Raw genomic sequence first — 24,644 nt, 5'->3', positions numbered from 1 at the left:
ATCAGGCCTCCGTCTGCCGGGTGCGCGGGTCGAGGATGGCGTAGGCGATGTCGGCGATGATGTTCGCGACGAGCACTGCCATCACGAGCACCAGGAAGATGCCCTGCATGAGCGCGTAGTCCTTCGCGTTGGTCGCGCCGAGCAGCAGCAACCCGATGCCGGGATAGGAGAACACCATCTCCATGACGATTGTGCCGCCGACGATGAAGCCGAGCGACAGGGCGAAGCTCTGGATCTGCGGCAGCACCGCGTTGCGCGCCGCGTAGCGCCAGAGCACGCGTCGGTTCGGCATGCCCTTGGCCTGGGCGACGGTGATGTAGTCCTCGTCCAGCACGGTGAGCATCATGTTGCGCATCCCGAGCACCCAGCCGCCGAGCGAGGCGATCACGATCGTGATCACCGGTAGCGCGGCGTGCGAGAGCACCTGCCCGACGAACTCGGCGTTCCAGCCCGGATCCACGCCGACCTCGTAGGCGTGCCCGGCGGGGAACCAGCCCAGCACCGACGAGAACGCGGCGATGAAGATCAGGCCGAGCCAGAAGTAGGGGATCGTGCCGAGGAACGTCGTCACCGGCACGAGCACGTCCAGCCGGCCGCCGCGCCGCCATCCGATCACGGCGCCCAGCACGGTGCCGACCAGGAAGGAGACGATCGTGGCGAATCCGACCAGCCCCAGGGTCCAGGGCAGCGCGGCCGCGATCGCGTCCCCGACCGGGGCCATGCCTGTCGAGATGGAGACGCCGAGGTCGCCGCGCAGCAGCATGCCCCAGTAGTCGAGGTACTGCTGCCACAGCGGCACCGAGTGGTCCAGGCCGAACATGAGGCGCAGTGCCTTCTCGGCGTCGGGGGTGAGCTGGCCCTGGCTGCGCGCCATGTAGGCGTCCACCGCATCCCCCTTCATCAGTCGCGGGATGAAGAAGTTGATGGTGATCGCGGCCCAGGCCGTGAACAGGTAGAAGGCCGCCCTGCCGCCGATGAAGCGCCAGGGCACGCGCATGCGGCCTCGCTCGGCCCGGGTCGCGGTGGTGCCGACGAGCGTCGGATCCACCGGCTCGGGTGCGGCGGGCGACGCCTGGGTCGCGGGTGCGGACGTGTCGGCGCTCATCGCGCACCTCCCGTGGTCTGTGCCGCCCGGCGGCGGAAGAACTCCTCCGGATCGGGCGACGCGGCGCGCAGCTCCCGCGTGTACGGGTCGCGAGGGCGCAGGATGACGTCGTCCGCGGGCCCGCGCTCCACGACCCTGCCCTGGTTGAGCACCATGATCTCGTCGCTGAAGTGGCGCGCGGTCGCCAGGTCGTGGGTGATGTAGAGCACGCCGAGCCCCTCCTCGCGCTGCAGATCGGCGAGAAGGTTGAGCACTCCGAGGCGGATCGACACGTCCAGCATCGACACCGGCTCGTCGGCGACGAGCAGCGCGGGCCGCGAGGCGAGCGCCCGAGCGATGGCGACGCGCTGGCGCTGACCGCCGGAGAGCTCGTGCGGGCGCCGCTCCATCACGGCGTCCGGATCCAGCCGCACCCGCTCGAGCAGGCGGCGCACCTCGGCGTCGACCTGGTCGCGCGGGACGACGCGGTCCAGGCGCAGCGGGCGCTCCACGTGATGGCGGATCGAGTGGTACGGGTTCAGCGAGGCGAACGGATCCTGGAACACCATGCGCAGCTGCTGCCGGTAGGTGCGCAGGCCCTTGCCCCGCCGCGGGATCGGCGCCCCGTCGAGCAGCACGTCTCCGTGCGTGGGGGTCTCGAGCTGGGTGAGGATCTTGGCGATCGTGGACTTGCCGCTGCCGGACTGGCCGACCAGTCCGATCGTCTGGCGGGAGTTCAGGGTGAAGCTGACGTCGTCCAGGGCCTTCAACTGGCCGGAACCGCGGACGTTGTAGATCTTCGTGACGCCGCGGAACTCGAGCGTGGTCATCGCACCACCACCCCCCGCTCGCCGGTCAGGCGCGGGAACGAGCGCAGCAGATCGCGCGTGTACTCGTGCTGCGGATCCGTCCACAGCCGCTCGGCGTCGGCGAGCTCGACGATCTCGCCCTCGCGCATCACCGCGATGCGGTCGCTGATCTCCAGCAGCAGCGGCAGGTCGTGGGTGATGAAAACGACCGAGAAGCCGAACTCGTGGCGCAGCTGGGAGATCTGCTTCAGGATCTCGCGCTGCACCAGCACGTCGAGCGCGGTGGTGGGCTCGTCCATGACCATGAGCTGCGGCCGCAAGGCGAGCGCCATCGCGATCATCACGCGCTGACGCATGCCTCCGGACAGCTCGTGCGGGTAGGACCGGATCCGCTGGCCGCCGACCTTCACGATCTCGAGCAGGTCGATCACCTCCGCACGACGCTGCGCGCGGCTCATGCCTGGGCGGTGCACACGGAACACGTCGTCGAGCTGCGCGCCGATCGTCGCCACGGGGTTCAGGGCGTTCATCGCGCCCTGGAACACCATCGACACCTTGTCCCAGCGGAACCGGCGCATCTGCTCGGTGTCGAGGGCGTGCAGGTCGACGTCCGTGCCGTCGGCGTCGTGGAAGACCACGCTGCCGCCGGTGATCACAGCCGGCGGCTTGAGCAGCCGCTGCACGCCGTACGCGAGCGTGGTCTTGCCACTGCCGCTCTCGCCGGCGAGACCGACGATCTCACCGCGGCGGATGTCGATCGTGACGTTCTTCACCGCTCGGACGGGCGGATCCACGTCGTACACGACCGAGAAGTCGCGCACGGAGAGAAGGGTGTCTGTCATGAGGTTCCTCGTGTGGGGACGCCGGTCGTTGAGCGAGCCGCAGGCGAGACGAAACGCGGTGCCGTTCTCGAAGAACGTCACGACGTTTCGTCTCGCGGAGACCCGCACTGAGCGAGCGCAGCGAGTCGAAGTGTCGCTCAACGACCGATCAGTGCTACTTGCCGGCCGGCTTCAGCTTCATGATGACCTGGACGGCGGAGGGCTGCGTCGGGTCGGCGGTGGCGTACTGGTCCTTCTCGCTCGGCCAGCCCGTGAAGGTGCGGGTGTTGTACTCGCCCAGCTGCGGGTGCGTGCCGATCGGGATGGCGGGGACGTCCTCGACGAAGATCTTCTGGATCTTGTTGAGCGCTTCGGTGCGGGTGGCGTCGTCGGAGGCCTGCGCGTACTGCTTGAGCAGCGCGGTCGCCTCCGGGTTGTTGTAGCGGCCGAAGTTGTCCGAGACCTTGCCGTCGGCGGCCTGCTCCAGGTACGCCCCGTTCATGACGTCGTCATAGATGTGCCACGGGTTGGAGCCGGAGCCCGACCAGTGCAGCGCCGCGTCGAAGTTCCCGGTCGCCATGTTCGTGAACCAGGTGTCGGCGTCCGGCGTAGCCACCTTGGCGTCCGCGCCCAGCGTGCTCTTGATCTGCGTCGCCACGAGCTGGATCCCGGTGACGTAGTCGTTCCAGCCCTGCGGATCCTGCAGCGTGAACGAGACGGGGTTGCCGGAGGGATCGATCAGCGCGCCGTCCTTCCAGGTGTAGCCCGCGTCGGTGAGCACCTTCTTGGCGCCGTCGACGTCGATCGAGAAGGTCTTGTCCTTGTACTCGGGCGCGATGTACTGGTCGCCCGTGGGCTGCGGGATGCCGGTGACGCTGGTGAGCTCGGGGCCGGCGTTGCTGCGCGCCTTTTCTGCGTGCGCCTTGCGGTCGACGACCATGTTCACGGCCTTGCGGAAGGCCACGTCGTTGAACGGCGCCTTCGTGGTGTTGACCAGGACCATGTCGGGGCTCAGCACGTTCGCGCCCCAGAACACGTTGTGCTTCGGATCCTTGTCGACGTAGTTCTTCTGATAGTCGGTGATGAAGATCTGCGCCCAGTCGGCCTCCTTGCTCTGCAGCGCGCGCAGGAGTCCCGTGTTGTCGTTGTACTCGAGGTACTTGAGCTGGCCGACCGGCACCTTGCCGCCCCAGTAATCGGTGCGCGCCTTCAGCACCACGCCCTGCGAGGAGAAGCTCTTGATCGTGTACGGGCCGGTGCCGACCGCGTCCTTGACCGGGTCCTTCGACGGGTCGGAGATCCCCTTCCACTGGTGCTCGGGGACGATGGCGACCTGCAGCACGTCGCCCTGCTTCACGAACTTCGACTCGCTGAAGGAGAGCACCACGTTCCCGCCGTCCTTCTTGACGTCGGCGAGCTTGAGGCCGGCCAGGTCGAGGGCCGGCGTGTTCTTGATCATCGTGTACGTGAAGACGATGTCGTCGGCGGTGAACGGCTTGCCGTCGCTCCACTTCACGTCGGCGCGCGGAGTGACGGTGAGCTGGGTGTAGTCGGCGTTCCACTCCACTTTGGAGGCCAGCCACGGCGTCGTCTCGTTCTTGCCGACGGGGTTCACGATCGCGAGGGGCTCGTAGATCATCCGGTCGTATCCGAGCGACATCCCCGAGCCGGTGGAGATGAACGGGTTGTTGGTCTGGGTCGACAGGATCGCGGCGCCGTCCGGCTTGGCGACGGTGAGCGAGCCGCCGCCGGACGCGCCGGCGGTGGAGCCCGACGAGCAGCCGGTCAGCGCGACGGCGCTGAGGGCCGCGATCGCCGAGACGACGAGCAGGGTCTTGGTGAGCCTCATTGCTTCTCCTTCTGGGGCACGGCCATCGTGCGCCCACCTGGTGCGGGGTCTCGCTTCCGGGGAACTTTACTTACTAGCGAGAAAGTAAGTAGAAGTGAGGTTACCGACGAGTAAGCTGGATGACAAGCGGCGAAGGGGACGAAATGGTCACGACGACGTCGGCGCGCGTGAAATCGCGGCCCGAGACCGAGCGCAAGCGCACCGAGATCCTGGACGCGGCGATCGAGATCTTCGGCGCGAAAGGATCCACCAACGGCACCCTCGCCGACATCGCCGAGCAGGTCGGCATGACGCACGCCGGGGTGCTGCACCATTTCGGGTCGAAGCAGAAGCTCCTGCTCGAAGTGCTCGACTACCGGGACAAGAGCGATGTCGCCCAGCTCGCCGATCAGCACATCCCCGACGGCCCCGAGCTGTTCCTGCACCTGGTGAAGACGGCGTTCGCGAACGAGCACCGTCCGGGCATCGTGCAGACCTACACCGTGCTGTCCAACGAGTCGGTGACGGACGGCCATCCCGCGCGCGGCTTCTTCGAGCACCGCTACGAGAAGCTCCGCACCGAGGTGTCCGCGGCGTTCCGCGAGCTGTGCACGCAGGAGGGCGTGACGGACACCGCCGCGATCGGCAAGGCCTCGGCGTCGATCCTCGCGGTCATGGACGGCCTGCAGCTGCAATGGCTGCTGGATCCCTCCGCCGTCGGGCTCGCCGAGACCAGCTCCTTCGCGATCCGGGCGATCGTGAACGGCGTGCTGCACCCCGGGCCCGCGCTGGAGACCTACGCGGGACGCTGATCGCGGATCCGGTCGGCACCGGGATCCGCGTAGGCTCGGGGCCATGACGATCGACCTCGAAGCGCTCTTCATCGACCTGCACCGCAACCCCGAGCTCTCGTTCCAGGAGGTGCGCACCGCCGGCATCGCCGCCGGGCACCTGCGCGACCTGGGGCTGGAGGTCACCGAGGGCGTCGGGCGCACCGGCGTCATCGGAGTGCTCCGCAACGGCGAGGGCCCTGTCGTGTGGGCGCGCGCCGACATGGATGCGCTGCCCGTCGTCGAGGAGTCGGGGCTGCCCTACGCCAGCACCGCCAAGGGCGTCGACGCCGAGGGCCACGAGGTCGGCATCATGCACGCGTGCGGCCACGACATGCACGTGACCGCGATGATCGGCGCGGTGGAGGAGCTCGTCCGCACCAGGGACGAGTGGTCGGGCACCCTGGTCGTCGTGATCCAGCCCGCGGAGGAGTTCGGCGCCGGAGCTCGCGCGATGCTCGACGACGGCGCCCTGGACCGCTTCCCGCGGCCCGATGTCGTCATCGGCCAGCACGTGACCCCGTTCCCGGCCGGCGTGATCGGCGTGCGCCCAGGACCCCAGATGTCGGCGTCCGACGGCCTGCACGTGGTGCTGCACGGCCGCGGCGGACACGGCTCGCGTCCGCATTCCACGATCGACCCCGTCGTCATGGCCGCCGCCACCGTGATGCGCCTGCAGACCGTGGTCTCGCGCGAGGTGGACCCGCACGACCTCGCCGTGGTCACGGTGGGCGCCATCCACGCCGGCACCAAGAACAACATCATCCCCGCCGAGGCCACGCTCGACCTCAGCCTGCGCTACCCCGACGACGCGCTGCGCACCAGGGTGCTGGCCAAGGTCGAGCGCGTGATCAAGGCCGAGGCGATGGCGAGCGGGGCGACGCAGGATCCGACGATCGAGACGCTGCATACGCTGCCCGCCACGATCAACGACGACGCGGCGACCGAGCGCGCGACCGCGGCCTTCCGCGCCGCGTTCGGCGAGGAGAACGTGATCGATCCCGGCCTCTTCACCGGCAGCGAGGACGTGTCGTGGTTCGCCCGGGACGCCGGCGTGCCGCTGGTGTTCTGGTTCTGGGGCGGCATCGCTCCGGCCCGCTACGCCGCGGCCGTCGCGCAGGGCACCGTCGACAGCGAGATCGCCACGAACCACTCCCCGTACTTCGCCGTGGAGATCCACCCCACGATCGAGGTCGGCGTCAAGGCCCTCACCGTCGCGGCGCGCGAGTTCCTAGGCTGACGGGCGGCACGACGGGGGCGTCCGCCTCGCGCGGAGCCTCACGACGGGGGCGCCCTGCGGCCGTGACGACGCCGGCCAGCACGAGGAACGCCGCACCGATCACGACCGTCCACCAGGGGAAGCCCGGGATGTCCGGCGCCGCACCGGCGGCGTCCAGGTCCTTCTGCGGAGTCGGCGTCACGCGCTCGCCCGTGACCAGGATCCGGTGCGTGTTGATGCCGAGCGGGGTGCAGGTCACGAGGGTGACGAGGTCCTCCCCCGGCTGCGCACTCAGCGCCTTCGTCTCCTCGGGCAGAACGACCTTGGTGTCGCGCACCCGATAGGTCAGCACCTCGCCGAACACCTCGACGGTGAACGTGTCGCCGATCTTCAGCTGGTCGAGGTTGTCGAACAGGGTCGCACCGGCGAGACCGCGGTGGGCCGTGAGCACCGAATGCTGGTCGACGCCGCCGATGGGGAGGGACGTGCCCTCGAGGTGTCCGACACCCTTGGTGAGGGTGGTGTCGGAGGTGCCGTGATAGATCGGCAGGTCCACGCCGATCGTGGGGATGCGCAGCCGGGCCATGACTCCATCCGCATCCGCCCTGAGCATGCGGGAGTAGTCGAAACCGGGCGCAGCCGCGGTGCTCGTGGGGATGCGGGATCCCGGTGCGAGGAGCGCCCCGCCGACCAGTGCCCTGTTGTACGCCGTCGCCTGATCGAGCGCCTGCTGTCGCGCATCGGCTGCGGATCCTCCGACCTCGGAGTCGACCTTCACGATCAACTGCGACTGGTTGTACTGCGACCACCAGCTCGCCACCGTCGGGTACATCAGCACGAGGACGCCGACGAAGGCGACAGCCGCAAGGATGGCCGTCGCCCAGGGCATCCGCCATCGCGGGCGGGGTGCGGGCCTCACGTCGCGACGGCGCAGCGGCACGGTCTGTGTCACGACGGCTCCTCTCGGTCTGGATGTGCGGGGTGAAGGGATCCCGGCTCCGGATGCCGGCAGGCGCCGGGCAGGGCGGGAAAGAGAAGAGGAGGGCAGGGGTTCTGGGGCCCCCTGCCCTCCTCGGGTCCGTCAGCGATCCTCGACGGGATCGCTCACGGACGTCGGATCATCAGTGGCGACGGGCGCGCACGCGGCGCACCAGGATCGCGCTGATGCCGGCCACGACGAGCAGGCCGCCGATGACGGCGAACAGCGTGCTGCCCGCACCACCGGTCAGCGGCAGGTTCGGGCCGAACTGCTGGGTGTTGGAGATGGTGATGCTGGTCGGGCTGGCCTGACCGTTGGCGGTCACGGTGACCTGGGTCCACGGGTCGGCGGGGAGCACGTAGCCGGCCGGGGCCTGGACCTCCTTGAGCCAGTAGTCCTTGCTCTTCACGTCGTTGTTTCCGACCCACAGACCGTCGACCAGGATCTGGCCGTTGGCGTCGGTGGTGACGGGACCGGCGACCTTGGTGCCGTTCTTGGCGTCGTAGACCTCGAAGATCGCGCCCTGCAGCGTGTTCTTCGTGTTGCCGTCCTGCTTGACGACCTTCAGCGGACCCCAGTTGGTCTGCGGCGTGTTGGTGGTGCGGTCGGAGCCGTTGGTGTTGACGACGGCCGTGTTCAGGATCTGGCCGTCGGCACCGAGCGAGGTCACCGTCGTGGTGATGTCCGCGGTCACCGCGGTCTTGCCTACGAGCTTGCCGAGGCCGGTCGCGGTGAACGTGATCACGGTGTTGCCGGAGACGGTGTAGTCCGTGCCCTCGGTGAGGGTGGTGCCGTCGACCTTGACCACGGCGCCGACGTAGGTCAGGCGCGGGTCGAGGGTGTCGGTGATCGAGAAGCTGCGGTAGGTGTCACCGGCGGCCAGGGCGGGGATCGGGGCGTTGACCGTCCACACGATCTGCGAGCCCAGCACCGGCGCCTTCGGGTCGGCGACGGTCTTGGTCGGCTGCGTGTTGTTCAGCTTGTTCTTCGGGTAGACGTGCACGTTGTAGAGCCAGGTGCCCTGGTTCGGGTACGGCACGGACACCAGGAACGGCTGCACCGGCGAGACGATGGGGTTCGCGCCGGGGCTGGTCTCCGTCACCAGGTACAGGCCGTACGGCAGGTTCGACACCACGGCCTGGCCGGAGGCATCGGTGGTCGCGGTGGTGCCGGTGCCGAGCGAGAACGGCGCCGACGACACGTTCGCGGGCGTCGCGGTCTTCGCCTGGTCCCAGCCGGCAGCGGTGGTGAGGTCGATCGGGGTGCCGTTCGCGCTCACGCGCTGGACGCTGAACTGAACGCCCTGCAGACCCTGACCGAGCGCGGCGATCTTCGCCGGGTCGGTGATCTGGGTGCCGTCACCCGCGGCGCCGGGGTCACCGGCGTGCTTGTGGATGGTGAGGGTGCCCGTGGTGCCCGTGATGTTCGACGGGCTCAGGGTGTCGGCGGCGTTGGCGGCCGGCGACACCGCGAGGGCGCCGAGGGCGGCGAGAGCCGCGACTCCGAGCCCGGCTGCAAGCTTGCGCAGCCCGAGAGACCTGCTGGTCATTTCCGTTCCTGCTTTCTTTGTGGTTCGTCGACCGACACCCGTCGGCCGACAGTTGTCGTGCTGTCGGTTGAGGTGGGTGAGGGGTCAGGAGGTGCGGCGCGCGGTGCGGCGCAGGCGGAGGAATCCGAGGAGCGCGAGTGCGGCGAACACGATCGCGCCGCCCGCGAGGAGGAATGCGTCGCTTCCGATGCCGCCGGTCAGCGGGAGCACCGCGCCGGGCTGCTGCTCGTTCGGCTGGGCGCCGATGTCGAGCGTCGTGCCGGCGTTGGCCGCGCTCACCGTGAAGGTGAACGATCCGGCCGCGATGTAGCCGGCGGGAGCCAGCGTCTCCTTCGCCGAGTAGGTCCCCCAGACGAGCTTGCCGAGGCGGAAGGCGCCGGGTGCCGGGTCGAGGTCGGGGCCGGTGCAGGGAGCTGCGGTGCAGTCCTTGACGACGAGTCCCTGGGCGGGCAGGCCGGGGCCGGTGAGCGTCCACTCGGATCCGGCGAGCTGGCCGCCGGTCGCCTTGGACGTCTTTGTCCAGACGACGGATCCGGGCTTGCTCGCATTGGTGATCGTGCAGACCGCCTTCGCGTTCGCCGCGATGATGACGGAGGACCCGCTCACGGTCGCGCCGGTGCAGATCCACGCACCCGCGGCGTAGCCCGCGGGGCTGCCGCTCTCGGAGAGCGCGTAGGTCCCGGGGGCCACGATCGCGCCCGTCACGCTCGCGTCGCCGGTCTTGCCGGTGATCGTCTGCGTGCCCGTCGCGGTGAGCGTCCAATCGGAGATCGTGGACGTGCCGCCGTAGGTGTTGTCGACCTGCTTCTTGAGGGTCAGGTTCGCCGCGGAGGGCTTGTTCGTGAGGGTGCAGGCGACCGCGTCACCGGGAGCCACGCCGGTGACGTCCGCACCGGCGGCGCCGGGCAGAGTCACGGAGCGCTGCGCGCCGCCGAGCGAGGTGACCGTGCAGCTGCCGCTGACGAAGTCCCATCCGCTCTTCTGCGTCTCGGAGACCCGCACGGTCGCCCGCGAGGTCGTCTTGTCGAACGCGACGGTCCAGTTCACATCGCCCGAAGCCGGGGTCGTCTGCGTGGACGCGGACGGCGTCGAGGTGGCGGTCCCGGTGGTCGCGGTGGTCGCCGCGCCGAGGGTCCAGCCGGCACCCGGCCCCGGGTTGTTGCCGGCGATGTCGAGCACGGTCTTGTGCACCGCAACGGTCGCCAGCAGCGGCGCGTTCGTGATGGTGCAGACGACGCTGGCGCCCGAGCGGTTCGGGATCGTGAGCTGGCCGGCGGCGTTGGTCGGCACGGTCGCACCGAGGTCGTCGACGCAGGCGAGCGAGCTCGCGTAGTCGGAGAGCGTGCCGGGCGATCCGGCGGCGATCGCCTCGGACACCGTGTAGGCGTTGTTCTGGATCACCGGCAGCGGGCCGATCTGCGCGGTCTGGATCCCGGTGGCGGCGCCGGTCGTCGTCGCGGTCGCGGACTCGGTCGTACCGCTCTTGACGGACAGGCGGAACTGGTCGCCGACGTGGGCGCGGGCGACGACATTCTTCTTGACCGTGAGGTTCGCGGGCGAATTGCAGCTCGCCAGATCCGTGCTGGAGAGGCTGTTGGTGACGTCGCCGCCGATCTGGGCGCCAGTCGACGCGTTGTACTCACGGACGGTCGAGGCGTTGCCGAGGTACATCGACCCGGTCGTGTTGAACGCCATGCCGTTGATGCTGGAGAACCCGGCCGGTGTGAAGGAGAACGACGGCGACGACGCGAGCTGCCCGCCGGTGCCCGTGGCGAGCGCGGCGGCGGTGACGGAGTAGACGGTCGTCGTGGACGCGCTGCCGACCACGTACAGGTTGCCGTTCGCGTCGAAGGCCATGTCGCCGTTGGTGCCGCCCGCGGCCGAGGTGTCGATCGTGCCGACGAGCGAGAAGGCGCCGGTGCTCAGCACGTACTTGTAGATGTAGAAGCTGCCGGACGCGAATCCGCCGAAGAAGTAGTCACCCGTCTTCAGGTCGATCGCACCCGCGATGAGCGATGCGGACGTGGTGTAGCTGTCCCCCGTGGGCTTCCACGTGGATCCGTCGAAGTACCAGATGGTCGCGGTGCGGTTGTTGTTGGTGCGCTCGTACGCGACCGCGGTGGAGCCGTTCGCGCCGATGCCGAGACCGTTGAACGACGAGACCCCGACGGCCGGCGTGCCGACTGACGTGACGGCGCCGTTCGCGACGCGCTGCAGTTGGCCGGTGCCCGACAGCGCGTAGAAGGTTCCGGTCGCGCAGACCAGGCCAGCGCTGGTCGCCGGTGCGGTGCGCGCCGCCAGCGGGCCCAGCGCGGCAGAGTGCACCGAGTTCGTCGCCGGCGAGCCGCTCAGCGAGAGCGAGGCGGGTGCGGCCTGCGCGGCGGGCGTTGCGACGAATGCCAGCGCGATGCTCGCCCCCAGCGCCACGACGGCGCGCGCAAAGTGGTCCCCAAGCTTCATTGTGCTCCCCAGCCACAGAAGAAGGCCGTCCGCTCCCCGCGGATCGTCCTTCACGAGAGCCGATCGCTCGGCTCTCTCCTCCCCATCGGACCATCCCCTGGCCCGCTGTCGGGAACCCATTTCCCGTGAGTCCCCTACGGCCGCCAATCCCCTGACGACCTTCGACACCCTCCACGCCCGCATCCGACCCCAGGGTTGGATATATGACTGCGCGTGAACGGTGAATCTTCTCGAAACGCTACGACACGTTCGGGGGATTCACAAAATCGCCCCTGGATGGCACGTCGCAACGCCCGCTGACGCAGCCGTGGCCTGACGCGGCGCTTCGCACCGGCATGCCAGGCGCCTGCCTGAGTGAGCGGGCAATCGATTTCAGCCGCGACCGGGGGTTCTCCTGCCGGACATCTCAGACGTCGACGCGCACCGGCGGGAGCGCGGCGAGAGGGGCGTGCGCCTCATGGTGCAGCCGCTCCATGCGCTCGTCGAGCTCGCTCGCGGCGTCGGCCGCCGCGGTGAGGTCGTCGACGAGGCGGGCGGGCACCTGGCCCTGGAACTTGTAGTGGATCTTGTGCTCCAGGCTCGCCCAGAAGTCCATCGCGATCGTGCGGAACTGCACCTCGACGGGCACCATGATCGGGCCGGAGGAGAGGAACACCGGCACCTCGAGGATCGCATGCAGACTGCGGTAGCCGTTGGCCTTCGGCGTCGCGATGTAGTCCTTCACGATGCGCACGGTGATGTCGTCCTGCGCGGTGAGCAGATCGAACAGGCGGTACACGTCGGCGACGAAGCTGCAGGTCACGCGCACGCCCGCAATGTCGGTGATGCGCTCGCGGATCGTGTCGAAGTCGGGCTCGATCCCCCGTCGGGCCACCTTCTCGACGATGCTGTCGGGCGACTTCACCCGGCTCTTCACGTGCTCGATCGGGTTGTAGGAGTGATGGTGGGTGAACTCGTCGCGCAGGATCGAGATCTTCGTCTCGATCTCGCGCATCCCGAACTCGTACTCGTGCAGGAAGCGCTGGAACTCGTCTCGCAGCTCTCGCGCCTCGGACAGGGTCTGGTTCAGCGCGTCGTCATCGAGGGGGACCGTGCTCATGCCTGCGACGCTACGCAACAGGTGTTCGGATCTCCTGTGTGTTCGTTCTGAGCGGACCTCTCGAAGCAGCCGCTTCGAGAGGTCCGTGTTCGACATTTCACGCGGGGATCGTCGAGATCCTGCCCGTTCCGTAGGGCAGCACGCGCCCGCGACGACGATGGCTGCGATCGATGCTGAACGAGGTGGCGGCCAGCACAGCCCCGCCGGCCGTGAGGACGATTCCTACCCAGGTGGGGGCGAGCAGACCCATCCCCGACGCGATGACGATTCCGCCGAGGGCGGCGCCGAGGCCGTTGGCGACGTTGAAGGCGGAATGGTTCAGCGCTGCGACCAACGTCTGCCCCTCGTGGGCCACATCCATCAGGCGCGTCTGTATCGTCGGCCCGAGAGCGGCCGCGCCCGCTCCGATGAGGAAGGCACTCGCGAAGAGCCCGACGGGCCAGCGCGCGGTGAGCGCCAGACAGATCAGACCGACCGAAAGCAGCCCGAGCGCCGCGTAGCTAGTGCGCCGCACACTGCGGTCTGCGGCCCAGCCCCCGGCGAAGTTGCCCGTCGTCATGCCGACGCCCACGGTGGCGAGCAAGAACGGGAGCAGGTTCGGCGCCAGTCCTGTGATCTCACGCGATAGCGGGCTGATGAACGAGTAGACCGCGAAAAGCCCTCCGAAGCCCACGGCTCCCATGCCCAGCGCGAGCCACACCTGCGGCCGACGCAGCGCACGGATCTCGCTGCGCACGGTCGCCCGAGGGTCGGCCGGCAGCGCAGGCACGAAGACGAAGACGAGCGCGAGCGCCACCGCGAACAGCCCCGAGATCACGATGTAGGCGCTGGCCCACCCGAAACGCTGGCCGAGGCCGGTCACGACAGGGATCCCGACGATGTTCGAGATGGTGAGGCCGCCGATGACGGCTGCGGCGCCGAGCCCGCGGCGAGCCTCACCCAGGAGCCGTCTCGCGGCGAGAACGGCGAGACCGAAGTACGCCCCATGGGGCAGGCCGGCCAGGAACCTCGCACCGACGAGCATCGGCAATGTCGTCGACGTCGCAGACAGCACGCTTCCCAGCACGAACATCGCGAGCAGCGCGATGAGCACGCGCCGCACGGGGAGCCGTGCAGTGAGTGAGGCGATCGCCGGCGCGCCGACCACGACGCCGGTGGCGTACGCCGTCGTCACCCACGCCGTAGCCGCCAACGCGCGCGCAGGTTCGCTCTCATAGAGAGTCGGCAGGAGAGCCTGGGCGAGATTCGAAACGAGTCCCATCCCCGTGAACTCGCTGGCGCCGATCGCGAAACCGCCCAGGGCGAGCGCCGCGACGGCGAACAAGGGGATGCTGCGCACTCGAGTCAGTGCGTCCATTTCGTACTCCTTCGGGTATAAGCGGATGCCCACACCATCGGGAGCGCGATTTACACGGAGCCTAGGTATTGCTCCGTGCATGCTTCACGCTAGGAATCGACTGTTTCTCAGGGATTACACAATGTGCCTTCAGAAGTAAAACTCATCTACGAATGCTCTTCGCACCGACATCATCCGGAAACAAGAAGGCGATGTCAGCGTGCGCACCTCAGTCCGGCACGACGTCGAAGCCCGCCCCACTGTCGAGCCGGCGGTATTCGATCCCCGGCAGAAGTTGCTCCGTGATCCAGTTGGTCAGCTGAGCGCCAGCCTCGCTGAGCGTGCCGTCATGGATCGGCACGACGACCTCGGGGTTGACGGCGCGGGCGTACTCGACGGCGGACTCGAGATTCAGCCACGGCGCGGCGATCGGCAGGAAGAGCACTCGGACTCGGCTGTCGGTCGGTGCGGGCGTGAGAGAGTCACCCGGATGCAGAAGCGTCCCGTCGATGAGGAAGGCGAGGTTCTCCTCGTCCGGGAGGTCCGGGTGGATCACGGCGTGAGCGCCCCCCAAGGCGACGACGTCGAATCCGGCCGCCGAGAAGTGCTCTCCCGGCGCGACGACATGTAGGCGGCTGCCGTCAGCGCCCGCCTTCCGCAACATCGCCGCAACGGCTCCCGTCGTCCACACCGGCGCCCCGCTGTCCACCACCGCGGCGGCATCAACGTGGTCCTGGTGATCGTGGGTGATCAGCACGGCGGAGGCGTTCCGCAACGCCTGCAGGTCGCTGTAGACGCCCGGGTCGATCACGAGCCTGCTTCCCCCCTTCTCCAGCGAGACCGCCGAATGCCGCCAGGTAGAGATCGTCGTCATGTCCTGCTCCTTCGTCACGATGAACGGCCCCACTCCGTGAGTGCGAACCGCTGAGTCGACCGCCTCTTCACGCCGGTCTCGAGGCGCGACGGTCGTTCTTCAACCGAGTTCATCTATCGCTTGCTCACAGTGAACCCGATATTTCATAATGCCCTTTAGCATCTCCGATGTAAACGCAGGCCGCGCCCCCGTGATTCCCGCTCCGAGGCACGGCCCGCTCCGATTTAGCGATATTCGAGGGGGTTCTGCAATGCATGATGAACAAGCCCGGAGGTTGTCCCGTCCACAACGATCCCGCTGGCCCAGTCACACCGGGTGGCGGGCTTTGGCACGCTCGGTCGCCGGCGGTGTGGCGATGGCCGCCCTGGTCATCACGGGGTTCGCCGCTTCCGCGTCGGCTCAGACGTTCGGAGGCAATGTCAGCGTCACGTGGTCGATTCCGGGGGCGCCCTCGACAGGGCTTCCCGACGTGACGTTCTACGAGACGATCGGAAGCGACACGGTGCAGCAGGCAGGCACCTACTTCGCCCAGCAATTCGGCTTCGCGAAGGCCGCGGACGTCGGCTATACCGGACTCCAGCCCCGTGCTCCGCTCAACGGCGCACCCAGACTCCACGGCGTCTTCTCGAGCTTCATCAGCGGCACGACCAGCACGGACGCGAACTGCACCGACGGGGCCGACGGGGGCGCGGGCGTCAGTTGCGGCGTCGACTTCGATGGCGCATATGGCCACCGGTATGCGCTCACGGTGAAGCGGATCGCCGCTGACACTTGGAGCGGAACCGCCACCGACACGGCGACGGGGAGAAGCACCCACATCGGCAGCTACCGGCTGCCGTCGGGGAGTGGCGACCTGGTCGGCGGCCAGGCCGGATTCGTCGAGTACTACGACGCCCCGGCGTCCTGCAGCGAGCTGCCCCCGGTGCACGTGACCTTCGGCGGGCCGACATCCACCGCAGGCGGCGGGCTGAGCGGGCAAGTGAGCAGCCCCTACGAGTACGGGGCTTGCCTCGGACAGGCGAACTATCAGGCTCAGTTGGTCGGGACGGGCGTGGAGATCACGCGCGGGTGGGGAGCCACGTCCTCTCCCGCCCCTCTGTCCGACGGATCGACCTACCAGATCCGCGACACGTCCACGAACCAGGTGATCGACGACCCCGCATGGTCCACGACGACCGGCACGCAGATCGCCGTCTGGACCGTCAACGGCGGTGCCAACCAACTGTGGACGGCCCACGCCAACAGCGACGGCAGCTACGCGCTGGTGAATCAGCACTCGGGCCTGTGCCTCGACGATGCTGCGTCGTCGACCACGGCAGGCAGCGCGATCATCCAGTGGGATTGCACCGGCGGTGCCAACCAGAAGTGGACGCTCCGTGCCGCGACCGCGGGATACCAATTGCTCAACCAGTGGAGCGGCCTCGCGGTCGGCCCGAGGGGGACGTCTGCGGGATCCGGACTCGTACAGCAGAGCGGGCCGGGTGCTACCTGGAGCTTCACCACGACCGGGTGACATCCGTCGCAACGGGCGCCGGAGAGTGCAACACCACGACGTCACCACGGAGGGTCTCCTCGTCACAATCGGGGCGACCCTCCGCGGGGCGTTCGGTCACAGCCGTCTGTCGGACCTTCGCGGACCCGCCTGATAGCTCGCGGTGAGCGACCTGGACCCCGTGGAGTCAAACGGCGATTCCTGACACCAACGCGGCCACATGCTCGGCATGCTGTTCGGCCGTCAGGGGCTGACCTTCGACCTCGGGACGTCTTTGCCAGGGCAGCGGCCCCGTCGGACGCCGATACTCGACTCCCAGCGCGTCAAGCCTGCGCAGATGATCATCCAACCGAGCGGAGAACGCCTCGAAGGTCGCGCGTCGCCGACTCCACAGCACCTCCGCGATCGCGCACAACCGGGGGTAGGCGTAGTAGTCGACCGTGCGCGGGGAATCCATGTGCTCGGTCCAGAGGTTCGCCTGTCCGCCGAGGACCCGTCGGGCTTCCTCGGGCGTGGCATCCGCCGGGATCGGCTCGAACGAATAGGTGTCGCGCAACGACAGCAGCGCTCCGAAGGGAATCGGCTCGTCAGGATCGTCAGACTGGCGATAGTCGAGATACGCCTTGTCGTCGGGGCAGGCGACCACGTCATAGCCTCGTCGCACGCCGGCAAGCGCGCCTCTCATGCCCCTCCAGGAGGCGACGACCGTCCCAGGAGGCGGGGTTCCCTCCAGCAGCTCATCCCACCCATAGGGCCGACGTCCGCGGGCGATGATGTGCTCCGCGATCTGCTCGACGAACCACTCCCGGGCTCCGTCTTCCGACGCGATGCCGCGAGCCCGCATGAGTTCCTGGGTTCGCGCGTCCTCGCGCCACAGGTCGGTCGGGCACTCGTCGCCGCCGAGCCCGATATAGGCACTCGGGAACAGATCCATGATCTCCGTGAAGACGTCACGGAAGAACTGCACGGTGGAGTCCTCGAGGTTCAGCACCTCAGGATGAACGCCCCACGTGGTCGCGACGGCGGGCGCTGGCGTTGCCGATGCATCGTCGTCCACACCTATGCCCAACTCAGGATATGCGGCGATGGCTGCACGGGAGTGCCCCGGGATATCGATCTCGGGCACGATCTCGATGAAGCGCTGCCGAGCGTAGGCCACGATCTCACGGATGTCGTCCTGGGTGTAGAAGCCGCCGTGCGGGCGTCCGTTCACCGGCGAGTGCGGCGGCGGTCCGACCTGCGATTCAGCCCTCCAACCGCCGATCTCGGTCAACCCCGGACGCGAGACGATCTCTACCCGCCATCCCTGATCGTCGGTGAGATGGAGATGGAGCAGGTTGAGTCGATGCATCGCCATCAGGTCGATGAAGCGAAGAAGATCATGCTTCGGCATGAAGTGTCGAGCGACATCGAGGAGCACACCCCTCCAGCCGAAACGCGGTTCGTCGCGGATCTGCGAGAAAGGGACCGACATCGATTCCACATCAGCGACAGCAGCCGAGCGAAAGACGCGTTCCGGCAGCAGCTGCAGCAAGGCCTGAGCGCCGTAGAAGACCCCTGCCTCGTCACCTCCAGAAATGCCGATGCCGTTCGCATCGACATCGAGCCGGTAGGCCTCGGCCGGAAGATCTTCCGCGACTGTCAAGCGAACACCGACAGCCCGATTCGCCCGGGATTCCTCTCCGGCGCTCACAGGGGTCAAAGGCACGCCCGCTCGCCCCACAGCGGTCGTGAGCCAGGTCGCGACGCGCTCCAACTCCGTACATGCCTCGACAGCCATCCCGGCACGGAGCACGAACAACCCGTCGGAGAACGATACCGACTGAGGCAAGGGCAAGAGAGAGATCATCGGGTTCCTAAAGCAGTGATGGCGGCGCTCGGCGGTATGAGAGACGAGGGCCGGAGGAATTGCGTCTGTCGTCAGAAGTACGGCCCTGCTACGTCACGCCCAGCTCGGCCGACAGCACCATGGCGGCGGCACCGAGCAGGACGAGATCCTCTCCTCCTGGCGCGGAGACCACTCTGAGCCCGGCATTCACAGCGGGGATGGACCGCTGAACGATCGTCTCCTCGACCGCGCGCAGGAAGTGATCGCTGACGAGATCCACGGGCCCCGCGATCACGACATCCTTCACCCCTGTCAGCGCGATCATCGGCGTGAGAGCTCGCCCTAGAGCGAGCGCTGCATCAGAGAGGATCCGGTCGCGATCGCTCGGGTCGCGCTCCAGCCTGAGGCGCAGATTGGGAGCGGACGCCGCGAGATCGAGGCACCCCCGCAGTCCGCACGAGCACCTGTCGCCATCATCGTCGACGACGATGTGTCCGATCTCACCCGCCGCGAACTGCGGCCCTTCGACAAGAGATCCGCCGATGATCAGCCCCGCCCCGATGCCGTGCTCGAGGGTGACCAGAAGAAGAGAAGAACGCTCGGCACCCCGGTACGCGTACATTCCGAGCACAGCGGCATTCGCATCGTTGGCGACATGGATGGCACCTTCGTAGTCACCGCGGACGCCCGCCGCCAGGTCCACGTTCTCCCAGCGAAGCGAAGACGCTAGCCGAACGACCCGCTTGCTTTCGACGATTCCCGGGGTTCCGATACCCACGCCGAGCAACGGTGCCGTCGACAGCTGGATCAGGCGACCCAGGAGGTCAGCGACGAGGTCGAGCGCTGCCTCACCCGCTCTCCCCGCCACTGCGCCCTCGGCCCGGTGCAGCACCTTCCCACGAAGGTTGGTCACCACACCGGTGAAACGCTTCTCATCCGACAGATCGAGCGCGATGATCTGGAACGAGTCGTCGCGAACGGCGAGCATCGTCGCCGGCTTTCCGGCGCTCGTACGGCGGCGGGTGCCGATCTGCTCGATGACCCCCTTGTCGAGAAGCTCCCCGACGAGATCGGAAACCAGGGGCTTGGAGAGGCTGGACTGTCGCGCCAGGTCTGCTCGGCTGAGCGGACCATGCTGGATCAGCGCCTGCAACAGCAGCGTCCGGTTGGTCTTGCGACTGCGCTCGGGGGATGCATTCTCTGTGACACGCAGCGCGCGCAGAGGCGAAGGGTGTTCGGTGTTCGCCATTGTGGCTGCGTCCTTCCCGCCGAACGAACGTCGGCGCGATCCAAATAAAGCAGACAAGATTACAAATATCAAACAAGACGAAACGAGAGCTCGAGCCGAGCCCCAGGGAGCAAGGTCAGCAACGAGAACGAGTCCGAGATCGCGGCCACCCGGCATTAGTAATGAGTTTTAAGATATCTCTGAACGCCCAGGCGTTCTCGGGTCGTCCTCGCGCATTCCGGCAGGCAGCGCAGTGCATCAGCATGCTCTACGCGCTGCGCTGCCCGCCGGTGATCATTCAGCGCACGATGTCACGGACGCACTTCAAGGCCGTCGAAGGTGACTTTCGATCCACTCGAACGCGGGTCCGACGCCGGGCTCACCGAGAGTGTGACCGTGTGCGAACCCGAGAGTAGCTGCGGGCTCGTGTACACGCGCGTCCCCGGGGCTGCGGACACCGCGTAGAGCGACGCGTCGGCCACCACGGTGCCGTCGATCACCACTCGGATCAGGCCCCCGTCCGGTGCCTGCGTGGCCCAGATGGAGAGATGACGTCCGCTGAACGAGAACGCCGCCGTGGCCGTGGTCGAACCGGCGACGTGATCAGATCCGTTGCGGGACGCCACCACATTCTCCGTGGTCCATGTACCGGAGTAGCTGATGCTGCTCGACGAATCGTCCGTGAACGTCGTCGCGCCCAGCGGGCTACCGCCGAACGCCCCCCTGTTCGGAACAGTGGTTGAGATCACGTTGCCCCAGTAGTCCACTGCCGGCGGGTTCGCCACGGCGATCCCGTTGTTGGCGCCGGAGGAACCGGAGGCGATCTGGTATCCGCCCACCGTCTGATAGCCCGTGGCCGCCGTACCCTGAGCGATGATCTTCGGGTCTGCTGTGGACGCGAACAGGTCGCTCGGCGGCGTGAAGCCGCGATAGACGTTGTTCGAGTAGTACGCGTTGTTCGGCATCGACGCGCCTGACGGACCGATGAAGATGTTGTTCGCAAGATACGTGAGGCTGGCGAATCCCAGATCCGGCGAAGCCGAACCGCAGTCGATCGTGTTGTTGTAGAACGCGAAGTCCGTCAGATTGCCGGGGTTGTCGACGACGCGGCAATCACCCACGGAGACGTTGTACCGGTACACGATCGACGTCGGCTTTCCTCCGCCGCAACCGACGCAATCCAGCAGGATCCCACCGTAGTTGTTGTGGTCGTAGTTGTACTGATAGGTGCACCGGCCGGTCATGTAGCCGTCGCAGTCCCACGCCTCACTGTCGAACGTGTGCGCCACGAGGTTCATCGCCTCGTTGTACTGGAAGGTGGGGTTGTCGTCGTTCCATCCCCAGATCGCCGCGATGTTCTGCGGGTTGATCGCATTCGTCCCCGCGCCGTCGGAGATGTTGTGATCGATCAGGGGCGAGTCGGTTCCGCAGACCACGATGCCGTCGTTGCTGTTGCGCACCACCTTGTTGCCCTGGACGAGCACGTAGCGGTTCTTCACGACATTCGTGTTGGAGCCGTCGGTGCCGTACAGACCGATACCGTTGCCGCGCATGTCATGGACATAGTTGTCCGAGATCGTCAGCCCCGCCATGAGCGCGCCATCGAGCGGAACGTTGAGCCCGATCCCGTGCGACATGTAGAAGCCGTTGGCGTCAGCACCACGATCGGAGACACCCATCACGTCGTGGACGTCGTTGTTGCGAATGGTGATACCCGAGTAGGTGGCAGCGCTGTTGATCGTGACCAGGATGCCGGATCGACGCGCCTCGGTCGCCGAGGAGTTCGTGACCTCGAGTCCGTCCACGATCCAATAGGACTGGTTCTGCAGGAGCACCGCGCTTTCCGCGACTGCACCGCCGGCAATGATCGGCTTGGCGCCCGACCCGTAGCCGGTGATCGTGATCGGAGCGCTGGCGCTGCCGTTGCCTTGCGGGAAGAGCCGGCCGGAGCAAGTGACCCCGCGCTTGAGGAGAAGTTGATCTCCCGGCGAGAACGTGTTGCCGTTAGGACCACTCAAGGAATTCCACGGGCTGGTGCTCGTCCCCGATCCGTTGCTCGCAGCACTGCAGTCGACGTACCACGCCGTGCCGACGGCGGCCGCCTGAACCGTCCACGTGAACGTGATGCTCGATGCGTGCAGGCGCGAATCGGTTGCCGTGAGCGTCGTGGTCCACGAGCCCGCTTTCCGCGGGGTTCCCATGACCATCCCCGTCGCGTAATTGATGAGCAGGCCGTCGGGCAGGTTCGTGGCCGTCCAATCGACGCGCCCCACCCCTCCAGTTGCCGAGGGCGTCAGGCCGGTGGCCACGCCGATGGTGGATGTCTGCGTCGAGATCGCCGCGATCGCGGGCGGATCGGTCGCCGGAACCGTCCACTGCTGAAAGGCCGCGCTGGGCTGGCAGGGTTGAAGCTCCAGCCGCGCCCCGTCGACGATCGCCTGTCCGGTCACGCTCAGGCACTTGCCCGACTTGAGGTTCGAGATCGTACCGTTCGGGAGTGCCACCCATTTCTGGTCGCTGCCGCTGCTGACACAGCTCCACAGCTCCACGACCGTGCCGTTCGCCACTGCCTGACCGCTGATGCTCAAACACTTGCCGAGCACGCGGACCGTGCCGTCGGAGGAGAGCGTCCAGGACTGCGCGGAAGCGCCGTTGCACGAGAACAGCTGGATGATGTTGCCGTCCTGAGTGCTCGAGTTTCTGTCGTCGAGGCACTTTGCGCCGATCGTGATCTGACCGGGTGTCGCCGCGGATGCGGGCTGAGCGCTGATCAGCAGCCCGAAGACCACGGCGATGATCACCGCTATCACGGCCCAGGGCCGTCGTTGTAGCACGTGAGGGGTTGTCATCTTCGTCTCCTCCTGTTTGTGGTGCATGTGATGGATTCCCGCTGCGGTTCGTGTGCGTGACGTATGTGCGTTCTCTGCGGGTGACGGTCTGCGTAGCGCTTGAGAGGGGATAGTGCGTGACGCGAAAGGTGTCGCCTCTGGGGAGGACACCTTTCCTGCGCTGTTCACGATGCCGACGTGCACGACGACCGCCGCGCGCTCAGCTCAGGAAGATCTCGATGACCGGCACAAGCACGTCCGGGCGCTGAACAGGCAGCTCCAGCGTGAGTGTTCCGGCCGGCTGCCCACCGGGTACCGTGTTGAACGCCTCGGCTTCCGGCGGTCGGATGACCATGCGCACTTCGGACGCATCGTGCAGGAACTGCGCATAGGTCGCCTGGTCCGCCAGGTCAGGCAGATGCAGTGCACCGAACGGCCAGGCGAACAGATGCACATACAAGCGCCGACCGCGCTGGGTGTAACGCACATCGGTCGGCGCCGCCCAGGACGCCGGCCCCGCGCCGTAGACGGCGCGCGAGTGCACACCGACCCAGGACCCGACCGTGTCGATGACGCGCCCCGATTCCGGGTCCACCCGGCCCCGCCCGTCCGGGCCGACGTTCAGCAACATGTTCCCGTTCATCGCGACGGTGTCTATGAGCATGCGCGCAACGAGTTCCGGAGACTTCATGTCATGGTTGTCCCGGTCGTAGCCCCATGATCCGTTCATCGTCTGGCAGGCTTCCCAGGTGACGAGCTGTCCATCCTTCTCCATGGGCGAAGTCGGCTGATACTGCTCCGGGGTCGTGACATCGCCCGGGATACCGAGGCGATCGTTCACGACGATGCCCGGCTGCAGCCCGCGAACCATCGTGAGGAGCTGCTCGGACTGCCACTCCGCGGCACCCTTTCCACCCCACACCGGCGGTATGGCGCCTTCCGCGTAGGAGTAGTCGAAGAAGAGATAGTCGATCGTGCCGTACGAGGTGAGCAGCTCCCGCACCTGGGCGTGGAGGTAGTCCGCATAGAGACGGATGCGACGCTCCTCGTTGATCGCGCGGACCTTCTCCGCCGGTTCGTCACGCAGCGGATGGATCCCGTCGATCGGGAACTGCTCGTGATGCCAGTCGATCAGCGAGTAGTACAGCCCCACGCGCAAGCCGGCGGCACGTGCGGCATCGACGAACTCCCGCACCAGATCGCGCCCGCACGGTGCGTTCACCGAGGTGTAGTCGGTCACCTTCGAATCCCAGAGGCAGAATCCCTCGTGATGCTTCGTCGTGAGCACGACGTATCGCATACCACCGCGCACCGCCCGATCTACCAGCTCGGCCGCGTCGAACAGATCGGGATCGAAGTGCTCGAAGTAACGCCGGTAGTCGCTGGCGCTGATCTTCTCCCGTGTCATGACCCATTCGTGCCGCGCAGCGATCGAGTACAGCCCGAAGTGCACGAACATCCCGAAGCGGTCATGGACGAACCAGCCCGTGTCCGCGTTCGACGCCGCCGTGTCGACGGTACTCATTTTCCGGCGCCCACCGTCATGCCGGCGACGATGCGGCGACCGAGCCAGGTGTAAACGATGAGCAGCGGCAGCACCATGAGCGTCATGCCTGCGAAGATCGATCCCCAGTCGGCTCCGTTGAACGCCGCGGAGTTCATGATCTGAATGAGCGCGATGGGCAGCGTCCGGGTCGACTTGTCCGTGAGCAGCACGAGCGAGAACAGCGTCTCGTTCCACGAGCCGATTGCCGCGAGAGTCATCGCCGTCGTCAGCCCCGGTCGCGCCAGAGGGAGCATGATCGTCACGAACGTGCGGATCCCGGATGCGCCGTCGAGCGCGGCAGCCTCTTCGATCTCGCCGGGGAGGGACGCGAAGAAGCCCGTCAGCAGGAACACGGTGAACGGGAGATTGAGGCCGATCAGCACGATCGTGAGGCCGAGCTGGCTATCGATGAGGGGGATGCCGGTGTTCTGCTGGACCTGCGCGAGCCCGATATAGATCGGGATCAGCAGGACCTGACCCGGCACGCCCAGACCGAGGGCGAACGCCGCCGTGATCTTCGGAGCGATCCATCGCGTCGAGCGGCTCAGGGCATACGCGGCGGGTGCCGCGATCGCGACCGCGAAGAAGGCTGAGATGAGAGTGACGGACGCGGAGTTCAGGAACGCGACGCCGAAGTCGCCGATCGTCCAGGCGTTGGCGTAGTTCTCCAGATGGGGAGGGACGGGGAGACCCAAGGGCTGGCGCAGATAGTCCACCGTGCTGCGCAGCGACGAGACCACCATCCACGCGATGAGGAAGATGTTGAACGCGACGACGAGCCAGACCATCGCGCGTCCGATCCAACCGGCAACGCCCGTCTTGCTCCCTGACGAA

18 protein-coding genes are annotated in these 24,644 nt (G+C 67.2%); 3 read left to right on the top strand and 15 right to left on the bottom strand.

From position 1 onward, the window contains the following. Position 1: 1 nt before the first annotated feature. The 4 genes from AC1DCT_RS12740 to AC1DCT_RS12725 form a co-directional block, all read right to left on the bottom strand. The gene (locus tag AC1DCT_RS12740; protein ID WP_477230349.1) at positions 2 to 997 is read right to left on the bottom strand and encodes an ABC transporter permease; all 996 of its coding nucleotides are present in this window, start codon (positions 995 to 997) and stop codon (positions 2 to 4) included. Between the two features lie 104 nt (positions 998 to 1,101). Beyond that, positions 1,102 to 1,914 (bottom strand): ABC transporter ATP-binding protein, encoded by an 813-nt coding sequence (locus AC1DCT_RS12735; protein ID WP_441977408.1) that lies wholly within the window; start codon positions 1,912 to 1,914, stop codon positions 1,102 to 1,104. After that, a complete protein-coding gene (locus AC1DCT_RS12730) occupies positions 1,911 to 2,735 on the bottom strand; it encodes an ABC transporter ATP-binding protein (RefSeq protein WP_441977409.1) in 825 nt (274 codons plus the stop codon). Before AC1DCT_RS12730 ends, AC1DCT_RS12735 begins: the two co-directional genes overlap by 4 nt. 154 nt (positions 2,736 to 2,889) lie before the next feature. Next, positions 2,890 to 4,563 (bottom strand): ABC transporter substrate-binding protein, encoded by a 1,674-nt coding sequence (locus AC1DCT_RS12725; protein WP_477429578.1) that lies wholly within the window; start codon positions 4,561 to 4,563, stop codon positions 2,890 to 2,892. Positions 4,564 to 4,706: 143 nt separating this feature from the next. Between AC1DCT_RS12725 and AC1DCT_RS12720 the strand changes: the two genes are divergently transcribed. After that, positions 4,707 to 5,354 (top strand): TetR/AcrR family transcriptional regulator, encoded by a 648-nt coding sequence (locus tag AC1DCT_RS12720; protein ID WP_441977411.1) that lies wholly within the window; start codon positions 4,707 to 4,709, stop codon positions 5,352 to 5,354. Positions 5,355 to 5,397: 43 nt separating this feature from the next. Continuing rightward, positions 5,398 to 6,612, top strand: coding sequence for an amidohydrolase (locus AC1DCT_RS12715; protein WP_441977412.1), 1,215 nt, complete (start codon positions 5,398 to 5,400; stop codon positions 6,610 to 6,612). Here the strand turns inward: AC1DCT_RS12715 and AC1DCT_RS12710 are convergent. The 6 genes from AC1DCT_RS12710 to AC1DCT_RS12685 form a co-directional block, all read right to left on the bottom strand. After that, complete coding sequence (locus tag AC1DCT_RS12710) at positions 6,581 to 7,543, bottom strand: class C sortase (protein WP_441977413.1); 963 nt, start codon at positions 7,541 to 7,543, stop codon at positions 6,581 to 6,583. The two genes, AC1DCT_RS12715 and AC1DCT_RS12710, sit on opposite strands and share 32 nt — an antisense overlap. Before the next feature lie 169 nt (positions 7,544 to 7,712). Next, positions 7,713 to 9,119, bottom strand: coding sequence for a SpaH/EbpB family LPXTG-anchored major pilin (locus tag AC1DCT_RS12705; RefSeq protein WP_477229782.1), 1,407 nt, complete (start codon positions 9,117 to 9,119; stop codon positions 7,713 to 7,715). 84 nt (positions 9,120 to 9,203) lie between these two features. Then, positions 9,204 to 11,579 carry a SpaA isopeptide-forming pilin-related protein gene (locus AC1DCT_RS12700; protein WP_477429576.1) on the bottom strand — a complete coding sequence of 792 codons (2,376 nt, stop codon included), beginning with the start codon at positions 11,577 to 11,579 and terminating at the stop codon, positions 9,204 to 9,206. 406 nt (positions 11,580 to 11,985) lie between these two features. Continuing rightward, positions 11,986 to 12,678, bottom strand: coding sequence for a GTP pyrophosphokinase (locus tag AC1DCT_RS12695; RefSeq protein ID WP_477429574.1), 693 nt, complete (start codon positions 12,676 to 12,678; stop codon positions 11,986 to 11,988). A 97-nt stretch (positions 12,679 to 12,775) separates the two neighbouring features. Next, the gene (locus AC1DCT_RS12690; RefSeq protein ID WP_440733021.1) at positions 12,776 to 14,035 is read right to left on the bottom strand and encodes an MFS transporter; all 1,260 of its coding nucleotides are present in this window, start codon (positions 14,033 to 14,035) and stop codon (positions 12,776 to 12,778) included. 208 nt (positions 14,036 to 14,243) lie between these two features. Then, entirely contained in the window at positions 14,244 to 14,888 is a 645-nt protein-coding gene (locus AC1DCT_RS12685) for an MBL fold metallo-hydrolase (RefSeq protein ID WP_477429572.1), read from the bottom strand. Between the two features lie 325 nt (positions 14,889 to 15,213). Between AC1DCT_RS12685 and AC1DCT_RS12680 the strand changes: the two genes are divergently transcribed. Continuing rightward, positions 15,214 to 16,401, top strand: coding sequence for an RICIN domain-containing protein (locus AC1DCT_RS12680; protein ID WP_477429571.1), 1,188 nt, complete (start codon positions 15,214 to 15,216; stop codon positions 16,399 to 16,401). Between the two features lie 166 nt (positions 16,402 to 16,567). Here the strand turns inward: AC1DCT_RS12680 and AC1DCT_RS12675 are convergent, their stop codons facing one another. From AC1DCT_RS12675 to AC1DCT_RS12655, 5 genes are all read right to left on the bottom strand, one after another. After that, complete coding sequence (locus AC1DCT_RS12675; RefSeq protein WP_477429569.1) at positions 16,568 to 18,229, bottom strand: beta-N-acetylhexosaminidase; 1,662 nt, start codon at positions 18,227 to 18,229, stop codon at positions 16,568 to 16,570. A gap of 88 nt (positions 18,230 to 18,317) precedes the next feature. Further along, on the bottom strand, positions 18,318 to 19,457 hold the full coding sequence (locus tag AC1DCT_RS12670) for an ROK family transcriptional regulator (RefSeq protein ID WP_477229787.1): 1,140 nt from the start codon (positions 19,455 to 19,457) through the stop codon (positions 18,318 to 18,320). A 290-nt stretch (positions 19,458 to 19,747) separates the two neighbouring features. Continuing rightward, entirely contained in the window at positions 19,748 to 22,285 is a 2,538-nt protein-coding gene (locus AC1DCT_RS12665) for a ricin-type beta-trefoil lectin domain protein (protein WP_441977421.1), read from the bottom strand. 199 nt (positions 22,286 to 22,484) lie between these two features. Beyond that, positions 22,485 to 23,789 carry an alpha-L-fucosidase gene (locus AC1DCT_RS12660; RefSeq protein ID WP_441977422.1) on the bottom strand — a complete coding sequence of 435 codons (1,305 nt, stop codon included), beginning with the start codon at positions 23,787 to 23,789 and terminating at the stop codon, positions 22,485 to 22,487. Further along, on the bottom strand, positions 23,786 to 24,598 hold the full coding sequence (locus tag AC1DCT_RS12655; protein ID WP_441977423.1) for a carbohydrate ABC transporter permease: 813 nt from the start codon (positions 24,596 to 24,598) through the stop codon (positions 23,786 to 23,788). The genes AC1DCT_RS12660 and AC1DCT_RS12655 overlap by 4 nt, the downstream gene beginning before the upstream one ends. Positions 24,599 to 24,644 lie beyond the last annotated feature (46 nt).

Source organism: Microbacterium sp. 10L49, assembly GCF_056395125.1.
This window is presented reverse-complemented; position numbering and strand designations above follow the sequence as displayed.